We start from the raw sequence: 16,064 nt of genomic DNA on the forward strand, positions 1-16,064 counted from the left end.
GTCATCCAACCCCCACTGCAGAAAGAATCATTTCCATGGAGCCTGGATCCGGTACAAGGAAGAAGTGCCCGCGCAACTCATCATCTTCGGCAAGGAACTCCGTCTCAATGACCATGGCGTGATCACCCATCTGGCCGAGCTGTACGAGCACGACGTTCAAGATGGCGCCTGCCATATCCATGGCGAGCGCAGGAATCGACGGAATGAGAGAGAGGTTCGTAAAGCTGTAGAGCGCATTGAGGTAAGCTCCTGCCAGGATGTTGCCGATTTCCATCAAGGCAGACTCCGCCATCATGTCGAGGTGCGTCGTCTCCCCCGACTCCTTGCCCATGAGGGCGTCGACAAGGTAGAAAGCGCTGTCCTTCGGCATGAGAAACAGGATGTTGCTCGGCGCCTTGCCATAGACGCGCAGAAAAACGCCGACGACGATCGTCTCCGGCCCACCGACGAGATCGGGAACTTCGTCGAGAGGGACGACCGAAACCTTCGGCACATTCATATCAATGCGGCGATTGATAAGCTGCGACAAGGCCGTCGCAGAGTTTCCCGCACCGACATTTCCTATCTCCCGCAGCACATCAAGCTGTACCGGGGAAAGATCGATAATATCTTCCGTCATAACTGCACCTCTAGCATACTGGCATGATCCGATAGAAATATCCTTCTCCCATCCTGCGAGGCAGGAGAAGGATACAATGTCTTATTTCATATCTTCCGGCAGGTCAACGATCTCATCGAGATTCAGCATGATGATCAGTCGCGCATCAATGTTGCCAATGCTGCTGACAAAGCGGTTGCTCGTGCTGTCGCTGACGTCCTTCGCCGGATTGATGTCACGTCCGGAGATGGTCAGCACTTCCGTCACGGCGTCGACGATCATACCAATGGAGAACTCGCCAATCTTCATGATGATGATGCGCGTCGCATCCGTATAGGGAGCGTCCTCAAGACCGATGCGACGCTTGAGGTCGATGACGGGAAGGACGCTGCCGCGCAAGTTGATGACGCCCTTGATGTAGTCGGGGGCGAAGGGCACGCGCGTGATGTCTGTCAAAACTTTGATTTCCTGCACGTTCAGGATGTTGACGCCGTACTCTTCCTTCAAGAGCTTGAATGCGGCCACCTGAACGTCTTCCATGATTGCCTTCTTTTCCTTAGCCATGTCTAATCCTCCCCCTTACTGCTGCACGACCGTACCGACATCCAAAATCAAGGCGACACGGCCATCTCCGAGCACGGTGGCTCCGGAGAAGATCTTGAGTCCGGAAAGGAGTTTTCCGAGCGTCTTGATGACGATTTCCTGCTGACCGATAAGGTTGTCTACGACGATGCCCGCCTTGCGCTCGCCGATATACACGACGACGACGAAGATGTCGTCGTTGTCCTCTTCCGTTGTGCGCGGCACCTGCAGCGCCGTGCTGAGGTTGATGATCGGAATGATTTGCCCGCGCAGTACGATGACTGCTTGATTCTGCACCGTCTTGATGTCATCCGGATGGATGTTGATCGTGCTGTCGATCGAGCCGAGAGGAATCGCATACATCTCTTCCTGCACCTTGACGAGGAGAGCCTGGATGATGGCGAGCGTCAGCGGCAATTTGATCTTGAATACGGAGCCTTCATCAATCTTTGTCTCGACATCGACATGACCGCCCAACGACTCGATCTTGCTGCGCACGACATCCATGCCTACGCCGCGACCCGAAATGTCCGTGATGTGATCGGCCGTAGAGAACCCTGGCGCAAAGATGATGCGCACAGCATCCGCATCAGAAAGTGCGTCGGCTTCATCCTGGGTGTAGAGCCCCTTCTCCACTGCTTTTGCGCGAATCTTTTCGGCGTCGATGCCCGCGCCGTCGTCCGTGACCATAATGACGACGTTATTTCCCTCGTGACGCGCGATGAGTCCGACCTCACCCGTGCGCGGCTTGCCCTTCTTCTCACGGTCGTCAGGATGCTCAACGCCATGATCAAGCGAGTTTCTCAGAAGGTGCATCAACGGATCGCCGATCTCGTCGATGACCGTGCGATCGAGTTCGGTTTCCTCGCCCTCGACCGTGAGGTTGATGTCCTTGTTGAGTTCCTTGGCGATGTCGCGCACCATGCGCGGGAAGCGATTGAACACCTGGCTGACGGGAACCATGCGCACCTTCATGACGACATTCTGTAAGTCCGTCGTCACACGATCCATCTGCTCCAACGTCTCCGTCAGTTCTGGCATACGATTCGTCGTGCCGATCTGTTCAAGGCGCACCTTGTTGATGACGAGTTCACCGACGAGGTTCATGAGGTTGTCGAGCTTCTCGATGTCAACGCGCACAGACTGGCTCGCGTGATGCTTTTTCTCTGCGGCTGCGGGCTTTGCTGCGGGCTTTGCAGCCGGTTTCGCCGCAGGCTTTGCTGCGGGCTTTGACGCAGGAGCCGCCGCTGCAGGAGCGGGAGCGGCGGCCTGCGCCGGCTCTGGCGCTGCTGCAGGAGCAGGGGCTGCGAGATTGTCAGGGTTGACTTCCTCGATCTTCACCTCTTCCAATTCGGAAACAGGTGCGAGCGCATCGGATACCGCCTGCGTATCAGATGTCGTGACGAGCACAAGATCGAAATCATGATCGAACTTTTCCGCCTCCAGGTCTTCCGCTGGCGGAACCGACTTAATGACATCGCCGATCTCGTCAAGGGCATTCATGACCATGTAAGTGCGCGCTGCCTTCAAGAGGCACGTGTCGGCGAGACGGATGTGTATATGAAAGACCGCCATACCGCCCTGCTTCGCCGCGCGCATCGCGTCCTTGTCATCCTCGGTATAATCGAGCGAAGATGCGGGCGCTGCCTCAGCTGCCGGCGCCTCCGCTGCGGCTGGCGCTGCTTCCGCCTCTGGCTGCGGCTCGCCCTTGGAAATGGACGAGAGCTTCTTCACGAGGTCGGAAACGTCGACGAGATCCTCGGGATCGCCGTTGCCGACGTTCTCGATCATCTCCTGCAGGGAGTCAAGGCACTTGAAGATCGTCTCAATGATGTCTTCCGTCACCTTGAGCTGGTTGTTGCGGATGAGGTCAAGGACATCTTCCATCTCGTGCGTAAGTTCGGCGATCTTGTTGAACCCCATCGTCGCCGACATGCCTTTCAGCGTATGCGCGTTACGAAAGATCTCGTTGACGACGGACACCTCGTTCGGGTCATTTTCGAGGCTCAGCAGACCATCGTTCAAGGACTGCAGATGTTCGCGCGACTCGTCCAAAAACATGTCCATGTACTGATTTGTTTCCATATTCAAATCCCCCTGTTTGTTTTCTGCCGCCTCCGGGCGTCTTGCTCATTGCAGTATCTGCGCAAGAGGCACAGCAGCCTGTCAGTTTGCTCCGCAACCTTCGCCAAGAGCCCTGGTACCAGCCAGGCAGAACGCGAATCGCGAATTACTTGCATCATTCTTTAATATTCTTCGCCGTCACCACCAAAAATCCTGCTTTTATTCCTGAGCGGGACTGTCAGGGTGTAAGGTGAGTTGACGGCGCAGTTCACTGAAGACAAAGTGGACGATCTTATTCATCGTTCCCCGGTCAAGCTCCAGAAAGTGCGCCCCAATCTGCCAGCCGCGATCACTCGGCTCAAGCGGCAGGGAGCGCACGATGCGAGCCATGACGGACAGCGTGCCGATATTGGGGAAGTTCGTGAACACAATGGACGCCCGGCTGTTGACTTTGACATGACGCGGCACGGTGAAGGAAACGCCGCCGCCGCTGACGTCCGTGGTGTAAAGCTTCATAAGTTCGCTCTCGCGCCCCTCCGTATCGATGATTCGCACTTGAATCGGCAGGCGCACCATCGCACGCACAAAACTGCGGTTCTGATGGCGCTCGACGATTTCAGGCTTCGTGATCATCCAGACAGGAATCGGATCACGCGCCTTACCCTTGAATACGGAGAAAAATCGGTAGCGACATGCCTCGCCCACGGCGAGGCCATAGAGCTGCTCATCCGGCGCCGGTATGATGGGGCGGCGCTTTTCGTCCACGGGCATGGCGACGATCAATCTGTCCGCAGTGATGTCTTCTATGCGGCTCGTATATCTTATATCGTCATCTTCCAGGTAAAACTCAACCCTCTGCCCAATTTTCAACACCGTTGCCGCATTCATCAAATCGCCTGCCATGGCAAGGCACCTCCCCATCATCGTGTAAAATCAAGGAAATATTGCAGAAATGATTTCCAACCTTTTTTTATAAAGACCTTTTCCCCATAGAGCATAGATCGCGCAATCGCTTTGATGCACTTTGCCGCAAGCGCGTCCGGATGCGCTTCAAGAATCGGCTTTTGCTGACGCACCGCTTGGATCATCGTGCGATCCTCGTAAATCGCCCCGAGGGATTGGATTTCCATGTGCAGAAAACGCTCCGCCGTCTTCCTGAGCTTTTCCGCGACTTCGAGACCTTCTGCTTCGTCGTAGACACGATTGACGACGAGGCGCATGTTCGGCTTCGCCGCATACATGCTGTACGCCTTCATGACGGCATAAGCGTCGGTCATGGCCGTCGGCTCAGGCGTCGTCACGAGGATTACCTCATCCGCCGCCAAGATAAAATCGAGGACGTTTCTGCCGATGCCCGCACCTGTATCGATGAGGATGACATCGGCCAATTCCCCGCAGCCCGTGAGCTTTTCTTCGAGTAAATCCCGCTCGGCGGGCGTGAACTCGCCCGCTTGTTCCATGCCCGAGCCACCCGAGATGTAGCGAAGCCCATAAGGCCCCTTCAAGATCACGTCGTCGAGCACGACATCCTCATCCAAGAGATGCAGAAGATTGTATTTCGAAGAAGTTCCCAAAAGGACGTCGACATTCGCCATACCAAGGTCAGCGTCAATAACAAGCGTCTTCTTTCCCTCGGCAAGAAAGGCGAGCGCAAGGTTCACGGTCAAGTTCGACTTGCCAACGCCTCCCTTGCCGCTCGTGACGGCAATGATGCGTGCGCCCTCCTTTGGTACAGGGCGCGCCGCACTCGGCTCTGGCGCCTCCCGGGCAGCGTCCGTGCCGGAATCCGCGGCGGCAGAGTCCTTTTTGTTTTCTACGAGCTTTCGGAGGCTCGCTGCCTGGTCCTGCATAATCTACCTCAAAAAAAGTTCCGCAAGCTTTCCAGCCTCTGCCGGTACAATGTCATCGGGAACGCTCTGTCCGTTCGTCAGATAGGAGAGCCGCATTTCCTTCCTGCGCAAGATGTTCAGGATGATGCCAAGGCTCTTTGTTTCATCCGTCTTCGTGAAGATCACCTTGTCTGGCTTGCAGACGGAGAACTTGTCGATGATGTCTTTCGCATCCTCATTCTTCGTCGTGGCGCTGAGGACGAGATATTTCTCAATATTCTGGTTGACGGCAAGAAATTCCTTGAGTTCCGCCATCTGACGGCGGTTGTGCTGACTGCGTCCCGCCGTATCGATGAGAATCAATTGCTTCTGACGAAACTTCTGTATGGCTTCCTTGAGTTCATCAGGCGTATAGACGATGGCGATGGGAAGTCCAAGAATGTCAGCATACGTCTTGAGCTGCTCGACCGCCGATATGCGATACGTATCCGCCGTGATGAACGCCGTGCTGATGCCCTTTTCCAAGACGCACTGCGCGGCGATCTTCGCGAGCGTCGTCGTCTTGCCGACGCCCGTCGGCCCCAAGAGAGCCGCGATCTTTCGCTTGCGGCTCTTGAGTTCAAGTCCGTCCGCCATCTGCACGTTGTCGGCGAGATACTTCTTCAGCCCTTCTAAGGCAAGCGGCGTATCCTTGTCGGCCAGAATGGCTTCAGCGGGAAGCTGCAGTACGACGTCGTCGATGATGTCCGATTCGACCTCTTGCTGCTTCAGCACCTGCTGCAGGGACATCTCGTCCTCGGGCGTCTTCTCCTTGCTGACGACCTGGACGAGCATCGCCTTCATTTGAGCCAGCTCGTTTTGCAATTCCTCGATGGTTTCGCGCTGGCGCTCTTCCTCACTCTTGGAAGACGGCGACTCGTCTTCTCGCCGCTTTTCCTGTGAGGATGCGGCTGCCTCGTCCTCCTCACGCTTCCCCCTGCGCGAAGATGACGCCTCCCTTTCCACCTCTACTCCTGCAGTTTCTTTCGCCTCCGCTGCATGCACTTTTCTTCGCTTTGGCTGTGCAGGCTTCCTGCGCCGCGCCTTGCGTACGGGCGGTTCTTGAGGGGCTTCCCCGGCAGATGGCACGAGCGGCTGAAAGGGAGCTTCCGGCGCTTTTCCCGAAGGAAACGATGGCACGAACGGCTCAGCCGAAGCATCACCATGCGCGACGGGCGATGCTGCACGCGCCTGCCTCGCGGCCTCAGCAACCGCAGCTTCCGTGCCCGCCGTTCGGTAGCTTTTGGCCGCGCTCTGCGAAAGCCTAGGCTGCTGTAACTCGATCGGCGGAGGCTGCTGCATCGGCTGCATCGGCTGCGCAGACTGCATAAGCGGCGGCACAGGAGTGACCGGCGAACCTGCTGGAACTGGGACAGGCGCCTGCTGGGCGGGAGCAACAGGCGCCGCTTGCGTCAGTGCAGCCGCATGACCTTGCGGCAACGGCACCGCGCTCTTCGGCTTCGTTTCTCCGCCTGCTGCCTCAGCCTGCAGTTCGGCAAGCGTCGGCAAACGCTCATACCGCTTCTTGGGGGGACGCCGCGTCACCTCGTCGAGAGCCGCCGTCACCTCGAAGATTTCTTTTGCGCCATAGCCAAGGATGCCGCCCTTCTTTATTTTTTTCGTATGCAGGATCACCGCGTCGTCACCAAGCTCATCTTTCACCTGAGCCATGGCGTCCTTCATCGTGGCGGCCTGAAACACCTTGATGCGCAATTAAATTCTCACCGTCCCAAGAATCTGAAGTTCAACCGTCTGCTCGATTTCCGCATGAGAGAGTACGACGAGCCCCTGCACGGAGCGTTCGACAAGCTGGCGGAAGTAGGTGCGCACAGCGGGGCTTGTTAGCACGATCGGTTCGTAACCCATGTTCGTAAGCTTCGGTAGTTCCGCATTGAGCGACGCCAAAAGTCGCTGCATCGCATCGGGATCAAGGCTGACATAAGAGCCGTGTTCCGTGCGTTGCACTGCGCCCGCGATTTTGTTCTCCAATCCCGGATCGAGCGTAATGCACGGCAGCACGTTGTTCTGCACATACTGCTGCGAGATCTGACGCGCGAGCGCATGGCGCACATACTCCGTGAGAATGTCCGTGTCCTTTGTCGCGCGCCCGTAGTCGGAGAGTACTTCGAGAATCGTCTCCATGTCGCGTATGGAAACGCGCTCCGCCAAGAGGTTTGCGAGAACCTTCTGCACTTCACCGACAACGAGAACCTCGGGCACGACCTCGTCGACAAGCGCTGGATTCGTCTTCTTCAAGTTGTCGAGGAGGTTCTGCGTCTCCTGACGTCCGAGGATCTCCGCCGCATGCATCTTGATGACTTCCGTCAAATGTGTCGCAAGCACGGATACGGCATCGACGACCGTGTAGCCGTTGAGCTCTGCCTGCTCACGCTGATCTTCGGCAATCCACAGCGCGGGAAGACCGAAGGCCGGCTCCGTCGTCTCGATACCCGGCACTTCTTCGAACACCGTGCCCGAGTTCATAGCGAGGTAGTGATCGAGCATGAGCTCACCGCGTGCTGTCTCGATTCCTTTGAGTTTGATGATATAATTGTTCGGCTTGATCTGTATGTTGTCACGTATGCGAATCGTCGGCACGACGAGGCCAAGTTCCAATGCGCACTGCCGTCGGATCATGACGATTCGCTCGAGAAGATCGCCGCCCTGCCCTGTATCGACGAGGGGTATGAGACTGTAACCGATCTCAAGTTCCATTGGATCGACCTGCAGCAGGTTGACGATGTTCTCGGGCTTCGTTGCATCCGCCTTCGCCTTCTCCGCTTTCTTCTGCTCAGGCACTTTCTCGACCGCCTTCTCCGAACCTTTGAGACGCCGCGCCGCGATGAAGCATAAGACGGAAAGAGCGCCGAGGGGGATTCCTGGCATGCCCGGAACGATGGCGAGGAACAGCAGCACACCGCTGACAATGTAAAAGATACGGCTGCGGTTGAAGAGCTGCAGCGCCACGTCAAGGCCGAGGTTTCCCTTAGAGGACGCCGAGCGCGTGACGAGGATGCCCGTCGCCGTCGAGATCATCAGAGCCGGAATCTGACTGACGAGACCCTCGCCAACCGTCAGCAGCGTATAACTCTGCAGAGCCTGCAGCGCCGTCATGTTGCGCGTCAGCATGCCAATGACGAAACCACCCGTAATGTTGATGATGATGATGATGATGGCCGCGATGGCATCACCTTTGACGAACTTCGAAGCACCGTCCATCGCACCGTAGAAGTCCGCTTCCTGCTGGATCTTCAAGCGACGCTTGCTCGCCTCGGCATCCGTGATGGCGCCCTGGTTCAGATCAGCGTCAATCGCCATCTGCTTGCCTGGCATCGCATCGAGAGTGAAGCGCGCCGACACCTCTGCGACGCGCTCCGCGCCCTTCGTGATGACGATGAACTGAATGATGATGAGGATGACGAATATGATGAAGCCAACGAGCGCATTGCCGCCGACGACGAAGTTACCGAACGCCAGGATGACATCGCCTGCATAGCCGTTCAACAAGATCAATCTCGTAGCTGATATGTTGAGGGCAAGTCGAAATAGCGTTGTCACAAGGAGCAGCGATGGGAAGACAGAAAAATCAAGAGCCTCCACATTGTAGATCGTCACCATGACGATGACAAGCGCCAACGTGATGTTCACGCAGATCAACAAATCAAGAAGAGCCGTCGGCAACGGGATGATCATCATGACGACGATCGTGACGATTGCCACAGCTATAAAGATGTCGCTGTATTTCGTTATGAAGCCATTGGAAAGCGTCGGATTTTCTGTCGCCATGCTGTTCTTGCTCCTCTATCCCTAGGAAACTTCTCATTAAGCAAATTTTTTCTTCTTCAATCGGTAGACGTAAGCGAGCACCTCTGCAACTGCTTGGTAAAGTTCGGGTGGCACGATGCCTCCGACCTCCACCGCCGCATAGAGCGCCCGCGCCAGAGGCTTGTTCTCCACGATCGTCACGCGGTGTTCTCTTGCGATATCCTTGATCTTCTGCGCGACGAGATCCTGCCCCTTGGCAACGACTTCCGGTGCCTTCATGCCCGCCTTGTACTTCAGAGCAACGGCATAATGCGTCGGGTTCGTCACGATGACGTCGGCTTCCGGCACTTCCTTCATCATGCGGTTCATCGCCATCTGCTGCTGTTTCTGGCGGATCTTGCCCTTGATCTGCGGATCGCCTTCCGTCTGCTTGAACTCTTCCTTGATGTCCTGCTTGCTCATCTTGAGATCCTGCGTCGTCTGCCATTTCTGATAGGCAAAATCCGCTGCCGCCATGATGAAGTAGACGATGATAATCTGAAATACGAGTGAAAAGATGATATCTCCCATGCGCGCCATGCTGCTCTTGAGATCGAGATAGATAAACTCCGGCATATGCATGATCTCTCCAGACAAGTAGACGTAGAGAAACGCGCCGATGATCGCGATCTTCAGGAGGGACTTCATCAGTTCCACGACGGAGCGCTTCGAGAAAATCCGCCCGAATCCCGTAATGGGATTGAGCTTGTCTAGTTTGAAAGAAAGTGGCTCCGTCGTGAACATGAAACCGACTTGGTAGAAATTGATGGCTAGCCCCATGACGAGGATGGCGATCATCACAGGAAACGCCGTCTTTGCCAGAACGATCATCCCATCGATGATGAGGCGCATGACCGTTTCCGCATCGATCGTCTGGTTCATGTTCGCATAGATATGAACCGTGTACGTCTCGATCTCCGCGAGAATCGTGCTGCCGAGCGCACGCATCACGAAGAAACCCGCCAAGAGCACGAAGGCGCCGCTAAGTTCCTGGCTTCTCGCGACCTGCCCTTTCTGCCGCGCATCATTGCGCCGCTTCGCCGTCGGCTCTTCCGTCTTCTCTCCGGCAAAGAGCTGGAGGTCGAAGACGAACTCGGTCATTTCGCTATCGTATTGCATGGAGGGCGGTAGTGATCTGCGCATACGTTTCATTGAACAACACATCCAGAAACAAGACGTAGAACGGCATGAGGATCGAGAGGACGAACATGCCGATGACGATTTGAAGCGGCAGGCCGACGACGAAGATGTTGAGCTGCGGCATCGTGCGCGCCAAGATACCAAGCCCAACGTTCGTCAATAGTATGGAGAACGTCACGGGCATCGCCAATTTCATGCCCGTGACGAAAACACCGTTGACCAGATTAACAACGAAGCCTGCAAGATTCGGCGAAGGCGAAACCCCCACCATCGGCACGGATTGAAAGCTCTCAAACAGCGCCGCAATGAGCATGTGATGTCCATTGACGACGAGAAAGACGATGATCGCCAAATTATAAAGAAAACTTCCGATAAGCGGAATTTGCTGACCGGAAGTCGGGTCCATCACATTGACCATTGCGAATCCAACCTGCATATCCATGACCTTGCCGGCAAAATGAATAGCCGAAAAAGTCACGTATGCCACAAAGCCGATCAACCAGCCAACAAAGAGTTCTCCTGCTGCTGCCGCCGCATAAAGGAAGACATTGTCTGGCGCCGACACAGGGCCGTAGCTGTCCACGATGGGGAACAGCACGAAGGAAAACGCAACAGCAGTCCCCACACGAATATGCGCGGGGATATTCAGGCTGCCAAAAAAAGGCGCGATGACGAAAATTCCCGTAACGCGCGTCAGAACGAGCAGATAAGCTGCCGCATGCCCCTGGAGCAGGGTGTAAAAATCCACGGCGCATCTCCCCTCGTTATCCGATATAGAGCGGCAAGTTCACGAAAATATTCGTGAAGTACTCCACGAGGATGCTGAGCATCCACGGACCAAAAATCAAGATGGCGACAAATACCGCGATGATCTTTGGAATAAAAGCAAGCGTAGCTTCCTGAATGGACGTGGTCGCTTGAAAGACGCTCACAAGGAGTCCGACAGCAAGGCCGAGGCCAAGCATGGGAGCAGACACCAAGAGCACGATCCAAAGGGCGTTCTGCCCAATCTGTATGATGAGATCGCTGGACATCCGCGTCCCTCCTACCTAAAGCTCACGATAAGCGACTTAATCAGAATATGCCAGCCATCGACCATGACAAAGAGCAGGATCTTGAACGGCAAGGAAATCATGACAGGCGGCAACATCATCATGCCCATTGACATCAAGGTGCTCGCCACGATCATGTCGATCACGATAAATGGGATGTAGATCATGAAGCCGATCTGAAATGCTGTCTTAAGTTCGCTGATGACGAAGGCCGGTATCAAGGTCGCCGTCGAGACGTCCGCCTGCGACTGAGGCCGCTCGGCATCCGAAAGATTGACGAAAAGAGCCAAATCTGACTCGCGCGTCTGACGGAACATAAACTCTCTAAGAGGCGCAAGCGTGTTGTCAATCGCCTGCTCCTGTGTAATCTGCCCCGCAAGGTACGGCTGGATTCCCTGCTGATTCGCCTCGCTCCAATACGGCTGCATGATGTAGAACGTCAGAAAGAGCGACAGTGCGAGCACCACCTGATTCGGCGGCACATTCTGCGTCGACATGGCGTTCCTCAAAAAACCGATGACGACAACGATGCGCACGAACGAGGTCGTCATAACCAAAATCGACGGCACAAGCGAAAGAATCGTCAGAAGAGCCAGAACCTGCAGGGACGCCGCGACATCCTGTGGCCCCGCTGCCTCGCCGACATTGACGCTGAGACTTGGAATCAGAGGTGCCGCAAGAGCTTCCTGTGTGATGAACAGCAAGAAAAAGAAAAGGAGGCTTCCCAGCAAAATCGGCCGCTTCTCCATCAACGCTTCACAACTCCTCTACTTCCGAAATGCATCATTCTTGAATATCGTCGGGATTCTTTCAGCCAGCTTGTCAAGAGAGCCAAACTGCCGTTCAAGCCCCGTCGCACCGGAAAATGGCATCGGCGACGCCTCCATGCTCTTCTTCAAGATTGCCTCCGCCTCCGCTGCATCCTCGACCTCTCCCAAGAGAGTGATCGTATGCTCCGTCACGCCGAGCAGCAAAATTCTGCCTGCCAACTCAACGACACAGGCAGAGCGACCCGGGCCAAGCGGAAGATTTTCCAGCAAGCGCCCGCCGCCGCCTGACATCGCACGCCCGAAACGTCCGCCCAAGATCTTGGAAACATAATAGGCAAGGCCAGCCACGAAGAGAAACACGACAACAAGGCTCGCGACGTAGGCGATGGTCGACCACCATGAAACGCCTGGCGTACCATTCGGCGCCGGATCCTGGTTTTCATAGCCCGAAAGATACCCTCCGCCGTCTGCGGCCAAGCCGACGGACGGAAGGACAAGGGCAAGGAAAACCCACAGGAGGAGGCAAAGGAAGTACCCTTTTCTTTCCAGCATTAGCCAAGCGCTTTACGCACGGCCTCAAGAACGCGATCCGCCTGGAACGGCTTGACGATAAAATCGCGCGCACCTGCCTGGATCGCCTCGATGACCATCGCCTGCTGCCCCATAGCGCTGCACATGACAACCTTCGCATTCGGGTCGACCTTCTTGATTTCCTTGACCGCGCTGATGCCGTCCATTTCCGGCATCGTGATGTCCATCGTCACGAGATCAGGCTTGAGCTCCTGATACTTCTCCAGAGCCTTCATGCCATTTTCTGCCTCGCCAACGATCTCGTAGCCGTTCTTGGACAAGATGTCCTTGACCATCATTCGCATGAATGCCGCATCATCCACCACTAAAACTCTGCTTGCCATAAATATCTCTCCTCGTCTGATCTATATGTCTGTTTTCCACGCGCAGATGCCGTTCATGCGCATCCGCATCCGACTGCAGCTAGAGCCGGCCACGGCTTTTGGCGCAGTCCGCGATGTAAATCACATCGTACATCCTATTGTATATGAATCACCTGAAAATGTCCAGTGAGGCGCACGCTTATTGCAGCTGTTGCGCCCTTTCCGCCGGACTTACGATATCGGTGATGCGCACGCCGAAGTTCTCGTCAATGACGACAACTTCGCCCTTTGCTAAGAACTTGCCGTTGACCATGATGTCAACCGGCTCGCCCGCGAGCTTATCAAGCTCGACAATGGAGCCGTTCGTAAGTTCCAGAATATCCTTGATCGTCTTTTTCGTGCGACCGAGCTCCACGGTTACCTGAAGCGGCACATCAAGAATCAAGCCGATATTCGCATCATTGACCTGCACGGGAGCCGTAGAAAGCGGCGCAAACATCGCAGGCTGTACGGGCACATTCGACGCCACATGCGGTGTCGGCGGCGCACCGTAGGCCGGAGCAGCGCCCATCATCGGCGCTGCCGGCGGCGGAGCCGCTGCTGCCGGCGTTGGCGCGGGTGCTGCCGGTGTTGGTGCTGGCATTGGCTCTTCCTCCTCTGCTTCGTTGTTCAACAAATATCCCACCATCTCCTGTGCGACAGGAATCGGCAGAATTTGCATGATCTCGCTATCGATCAACCCATCGACTTCCATGCGAAACGAAATCTTCGCGATTGGGTCTTCTGCCGAAACGATCTCCGTGACCTTATCTTCCGAACCGAGATCGATCATATTGACCTTCGGCGGCGAGATATCAATCTTTTTGTTGAACATCGTCGACAACGATGTGGCGACCGATCCCATCATCTGATTCATCGATTCGCCGACGGCGCTCATATGAATCTCATTGAGTTCCTGCGTCGGGTTCGTGCCGTCGCCGCCCATCATAAGATCGGCGATGATCGAGGCGTCCTGCGCCTGGATGGCGAGCACGTTGTTTCCGTCGATGCCAACCGTATAGCCGACCTCCACGATGAGGTAAGGCATCGGGTACTGGTCTTTGATCGAGGCCAGCGTATCCACCGACACTGTCGGTGTCGTGATAGAAACCTTGTGTCCTAAGAGAACCGAGAGCGTCGTCGCCGCGCTCCCCATGGAAATGTTGCCTATTTCTCCGAGCGCGTCGCGCTCCATGTCCGTCAGAGCATCCCCTTCTTGAGATGGAGAACCTTCCGCGGGCGCCGGGTTATCCGCCGGGGCATCGGCTGCTGCCGTGCTGTCGCCGCCGCCGTTTAATAACGCATCAATTTCCTCTTGCGAAATTAAATCATCACTCATCCGTATCTTCATCCCCTTCAAAGGCTACTTGTGTAATCTGGACTGCCGAACGCTTGCCTTGAGTGCCCGGCCGGCAAAGGAACTTGGGCTTCTGCCCGACGAGGATCTTCAATTCATCCTTGACCTTCGTATCGAGCTGCAGCACATCGCCGAAGCCCAAGGTCAAAAATTCGCGAATCGTCATGTTGATGGTGCCGAGTTCCACAATCAAAGGAATTGGCGACTTATGAATCTTCTTCTCAAGCGCGCGAATCTTATCCGGGTTGTTGTCCTTCGCGACGGAAGCCGCCACCCAGAAGGAAGTCGAGAGTTTCGACATGACGGGCTCCAAGACAAGATACGGGATGCAGAGAGTCATAAGCCCCTCAACCTCACCGATCTTGACCTTCACGGTGACGATGATGACCATGTCGCTCGGCGGCACGATCTGCACGAATCCCGGATTCGCCTCGATTGCCTCGAGAATCGGATTGATCTCAGTCACATTCGCCCAAGATTCCTTGAGAAACTCGCTCGCCTTCGCGATAAACTTGCGCATGACCGCTTCTTCAATCTCCGTGAGGATGCGTGGCTTTAACGTATTCTCCCCCAAGCCTCCAAATACGCGGTCGATGTAGGCAAAAGCAATACCCGTGTTGACCTCCATAATGATGTTGCCCTTCAAAGGCGGCAACGCCATGACGCCGATGACACTCGGATTGCTCAAAGACTGCAGGAATTCCTGGTAAGTGAGCTGCTCCACAGAAACGACTTCCACGTTGACCATCGTCCGCAAATGGGTAGATAGGTGGGTGTTCAAGAGACGCGCGAAGTTCTCATAGAGCATGTTCAGCGTACGGATCTGATCCTTCGAGAACTTGTCCGGCCGCTTGAAGTCGTATGTCTTGACCTTTCTCTCTTCCTCTTCCGCCTGCACTTCCTCGGCGGAAACCTCACCGGTCGACAGAGCTGAGAGAAGTTTGTCTATCTCGTTTTGTGACAAGACATCTTCTGCCAATCTTCCTCCTCCTTTCTCCCATGCTCAGATGACCCATCACTGCATAAGGAAACTCGTGATGTAGACCTCATACACTGACCCCTCACCCAACGCCTTGTTCAGGCTGTCGCGCAAGGTCGTCTTCAACTCATCCTGCTTGCCCGCGTCGAGTTCCTCAACCTTTAGAGAGCGCAGCGTCTGCAGTGTCACATCCATGACCTTCGTCTCCGCCGGCGCCAAAAGCTTGCCATCGGCAATATTATCCTTCTTGCCAGGGTTCATCTCCAGGACAATACTCGTCTTCAAGAAGCGCCCTGCTTTGAGGCCGCCGACGTTGACGAGTATACCATCCTTGGGATCGCCGAGCTTGATGAAGACGCCTGGATCGTGACTCAGCCTCGAAGGGCCGCCGTCACCAGCATTGTTCGCCATCATATGCTGCGTGATGAAAAAGGAAATACCGACTGCCGCGGCCAACGCCACGACGACGATGACAACGATCAAGATGATCGGGGATTTCTTGCTCGGCTCTGGAGCAATGGCCTGCACTTCTTTTTCTTCCGCCATGAAACTTCCTCCTCCTAACTCTTCTCTCTATCATCAATCATCCGAGAAAACCCCGGAATCACAAACCATGCATGCTGCGGCGGTATTCCATGACACGCCGCACGATCTCCTCCATCGACTCTTCCACGATGAGTTTCTTTCCATTCGTGAGGGTGACGACCGTATCGGGCGTTTCCTCCACCGTTTCTATTATTTCGGCGTTGAGGACGAATTCCCCTTTTTTGTGCGCCTCCGACTTGAACTTTGTCAGTTTGATCATTCGCCCATCCTTTCGCCGTAAGAAGTACGGGCAAAAATCCAGCCGTGCTCCTTAAGAATAAGTGCGGGGACAGGGCGGAGGAGGACCCCCACACCTCCCTGTCCTTATAAGAG

General features: G+C 55.4%; 17 protein-coding genes. All 17 read right to left on the reverse strand.

What is annotated here, in order from left to right; translation table 11 throughout:
* Nucleotide 1 precedes the first annotated feature (1 nt).
* Nucleotides 2–619 carry a chemotaxis protein CheC gene (locus tag RWS31_RS02905; RefSeq protein WP_006191336.1) on the reverse strand — a complete coding sequence of 206 codons (618 nt, stop codon included), beginning with the start codon at nucleotides 617–619 and terminating at the stop codon, nucleotides 2–4.
* An 81-nt stretch (nucleotides 620–700) separates the two neighbouring features.
* Nucleotides 701–1,162, reverse strand: coding sequence for a chemotaxis protein CheW (locus tag RWS31_RS02910; RefSeq protein WP_314595950.1), 462 nt, complete (start codon nucleotides 1,160–1,162; stop codon nucleotides 701–703).
* A gap of 15 nt (nucleotides 1,163–1,177) precedes the next feature.
* Nucleotides 1,178–3,265 (reverse strand): chemotaxis protein CheA, encoded by a 2,088-nt coding sequence (locus tag RWS31_RS02915; RefSeq protein ID WP_314595952.1) that lies wholly within the window; start codon nucleotides 3,263–3,265, stop codon nucleotides 1,178–1,180.
* Nucleotides 3,266–3,463: 198 nt separating this feature from the next.
* The gene (locus tag RWS31_RS02920) at nucleotides 3,464–4,147 is read right to left on the reverse strand and encodes a flagellar brake domain-containing protein (RefSeq protein WP_314595954.1); all 684 of its coding nucleotides are present in this window, start codon (nucleotides 4,145–4,147) and stop codon (nucleotides 3,464–3,466) included.
* Nucleotides 4,148–4,164: 17 nt separating this feature from the next.
* Nucleotides 4,165–5,094: a MinD/ParA family protein gene (locus RWS31_RS02925; protein WP_314595956.1), complete on the reverse strand. Its 930-nt coding sequence runs from the start codon at nucleotides 5,092–5,094 to the stop codon at nucleotides 4,165–4,167.
* A gap of 3 nt (nucleotides 5,095–5,097) precedes the next feature.
* Nucleotides 5,098–6,825 carry a flagellar biosynthesis protein FlhF gene (gene flhF, locus RWS31_RS02930; RefSeq protein ID WP_314595958.1) on the reverse strand — a complete coding sequence of 576 codons (1,728 nt, stop codon included), beginning with the start codon at nucleotides 6,823–6,825 and terminating at the stop codon, nucleotides 5,098–5,100.
* A complete protein-coding gene (flhA, locus tag RWS31_RS02935; RefSeq protein WP_314595960.1) occupies nucleotides 6,826–8,898 on the reverse strand; it encodes a flagellar biosynthesis protein FlhA in 2,073 nt (690 codons plus the stop codon).
* 36 nt (nucleotides 8,899–8,934) lie between these two features.
* The gene (flhB, locus tag RWS31_RS02940) at nucleotides 8,935–10,035 is read right to left on the reverse strand and encodes a flagellar biosynthesis protein FlhB (RefSeq protein ID WP_399553731.1); all 1,101 of its coding nucleotides are present in this window, start codon (nucleotides 10,033–10,035) and stop codon (nucleotides 8,935–8,937) included.
* Nucleotides 10,022–10,804 carry a flagellar biosynthetic protein FliR gene (fliR, locus tag RWS31_RS02945; protein WP_314595964.1) on the reverse strand — a complete coding sequence of 261 codons (783 nt, stop codon included), beginning with the start codon at nucleotides 10,802–10,804 and terminating at the stop codon, nucleotides 10,022–10,024. The genes flhB and fliR overlap by 14 nt, the downstream gene beginning before the upstream one ends.
* Before the next feature lie 16 nt (nucleotides 10,805–10,820).
* Nucleotides 10,821–11,090: a flagellar biosynthesis protein FliQ gene (fliQ, locus tag RWS31_RS02950; RefSeq protein WP_006191321.1), complete on the reverse strand. Its 270-nt coding sequence runs from the start codon at nucleotides 11,088–11,090 to the stop codon at nucleotides 10,821–10,823.
* Nucleotides 11,091–11,101: 11 nt separating this feature from the next.
* Entirely contained in the window at nucleotides 11,102–11,860 is a 759-nt protein-coding gene (gene fliP, locus RWS31_RS02955; protein ID WP_399553732.1) for a flagellar type III secretion system pore protein FliP, read from the reverse strand.
* A gap of 15 nt (nucleotides 11,861–11,875) precedes the next feature.
* Nucleotides 11,876–12,430 (reverse strand): flagellar biosynthetic protein FliO, encoded by a 555-nt coding sequence (gene fliO / locus RWS31_RS02960; RefSeq protein WP_314595966.1) that lies wholly within the window; start codon nucleotides 12,428–12,430, stop codon nucleotides 11,876–11,878.
* Entirely contained in the window at nucleotides 12,430–12,792 is a 363-nt protein-coding gene (locus RWS31_RS02965) for a response regulator (protein WP_006191318.1), read from the reverse strand. The genes fliO and RWS31_RS02965 overlap by 1 nt, the downstream gene beginning before the upstream one ends.
* Before the next feature lie 178 nt (nucleotides 12,793–12,970).
* A complete protein-coding gene (fliY, locus tag RWS31_RS02970) occupies nucleotides 12,971–14,149 on the reverse strand; it encodes a flagellar motor switch phosphatase FliY (protein ID WP_314595968.1) in 1,179 nt (392 codons plus the stop codon).
* Nucleotides 14,142–15,146, reverse strand: coding sequence for a flagellar motor switch protein FliM (gene fliM, locus RWS31_RS02975; RefSeq protein WP_314595971.1), 1,005 nt, complete (start codon nucleotides 15,144–15,146; stop codon nucleotides 14,142–14,144). The genes fliY and fliM overlap by 8 nt, the downstream gene beginning before the upstream one ends.
* 36 nt (nucleotides 15,147–15,182) lie before the next feature.
* Nucleotides 15,183–15,692, reverse strand: coding sequence for a flagellar basal body-associated FliL family protein (locus RWS31_RS02980; protein WP_006191312.1), 510 nt, complete (start codon nucleotides 15,690–15,692; stop codon nucleotides 15,183–15,185).
* A gap of 58 nt (nucleotides 15,693–15,750) precedes the next feature.
* Nucleotides 15,751–15,951, reverse strand: coding sequence for a flagellar FlbD family protein (locus RWS31_RS02985; protein ID WP_006191311.1), 201 nt, complete (start codon nucleotides 15,949–15,951; stop codon nucleotides 15,751–15,753).
* Between the last annotated feature and the right edge of the window lie 113 nt (nucleotides 15,952–16,064).

The organism is uncultured Selenomonas sp. (assembly GCF_963528755.1).
Classification (GTDB): domain Bacteria; phylum Bacillota; class Negativicutes; order Selenomonadales; family Selenomonadaceae; genus Selenomonas.

Excerpts from the sequence above, each read along its gene's own strand:
- RWS31_RS02915 (WP_314595952.1), bottom strand. The coding sequence starts at position 3,265 with ATGGAAACAAATCAGTACATGGACATGTTTTTGGACGAGTCGCGCGAA.
- RWS31_RS02920 (WP_314595954.1), bottom strand. The coding sequence starts at position 4,147 with ATGGCAGGCGATTTGATGAATGCGGCAACGGTGTTGAAAATTGGGCAG.
- fliQ (WP_006191321.1), bottom strand. The coding sequence starts at position 11,090 with ATGTCCAGCGATCTCATCATACAGATTGGGCAGAACGCCCTTTGGATC.
- RWS31_RS02985 (WP_006191311.1), bottom strand. The coding sequence starts at position 15,951 with ATGATCAAACTGACAAAGTTCAAGTCGGAGGCGCACAAAAAAGGGGAA.
- fliY (WP_314595968.1), bottom strand. The coding sequence starts at position 14,149 with ATGAGTGATGATTTAATTTCGCAAGAGGAAATTGATGCGTTATTAAAC.
- RWS31_RS02905 (WP_006191336.1), bottom strand. The coding sequence starts at position 619 with ATGACGGAAGATATTATCGATCTTTCCCCGGTACAGCTTGATGTGCTG.
- flhA (WP_314595960.1), bottom strand. The coding sequence starts at position 8,898 with ATGGCGACAGAAAATCCGACGCTTTCCAATGGCTTCATAACGAAATAC.
- RWS31_RS02925 (WP_314595956.1), bottom strand. The coding sequence starts at position 5,094 with ATGCAGGACCAGGCAGCGAGCCTCCGAAAGCTCGTAGAAAACAAAAAG.
- RWS31_RS02965 (WP_006191318.1), bottom strand. The coding sequence starts at position 12,792 with ATGGCAAGCAGAGTTTTAGTGGTGGATGATGCGGCATTCATGCGAATG.
- RWS31_RS02980 (WP_006191312.1), bottom strand. The coding sequence starts at position 15,692 with ATGGCGGAAGAAAAAGAAGTGCAGGCCATTGCTCCAGAGCCGAGCAAG.
- flhB (WP_399553731.1), bottom strand. The coding sequence starts at position 10,035 with ATGCAATACGATAGCGAAATGACCGAGTTCGTCTTCGACCTCCAGCTC.
- RWS31_RS02910 (WP_314595950.1), bottom strand. The coding sequence starts at position 1,162 with ATGGCTAAGGAAAAGAAGGCAATCATGGAAGACGTTCAGGTGGCCGCA.
- fliO (WP_314595966.1), bottom strand. The coding sequence starts at position 12,430 with ATGCTGGAAAGAAAAGGGTACTTCCTTTGCCTCCTCCTGTGGGTTTTC.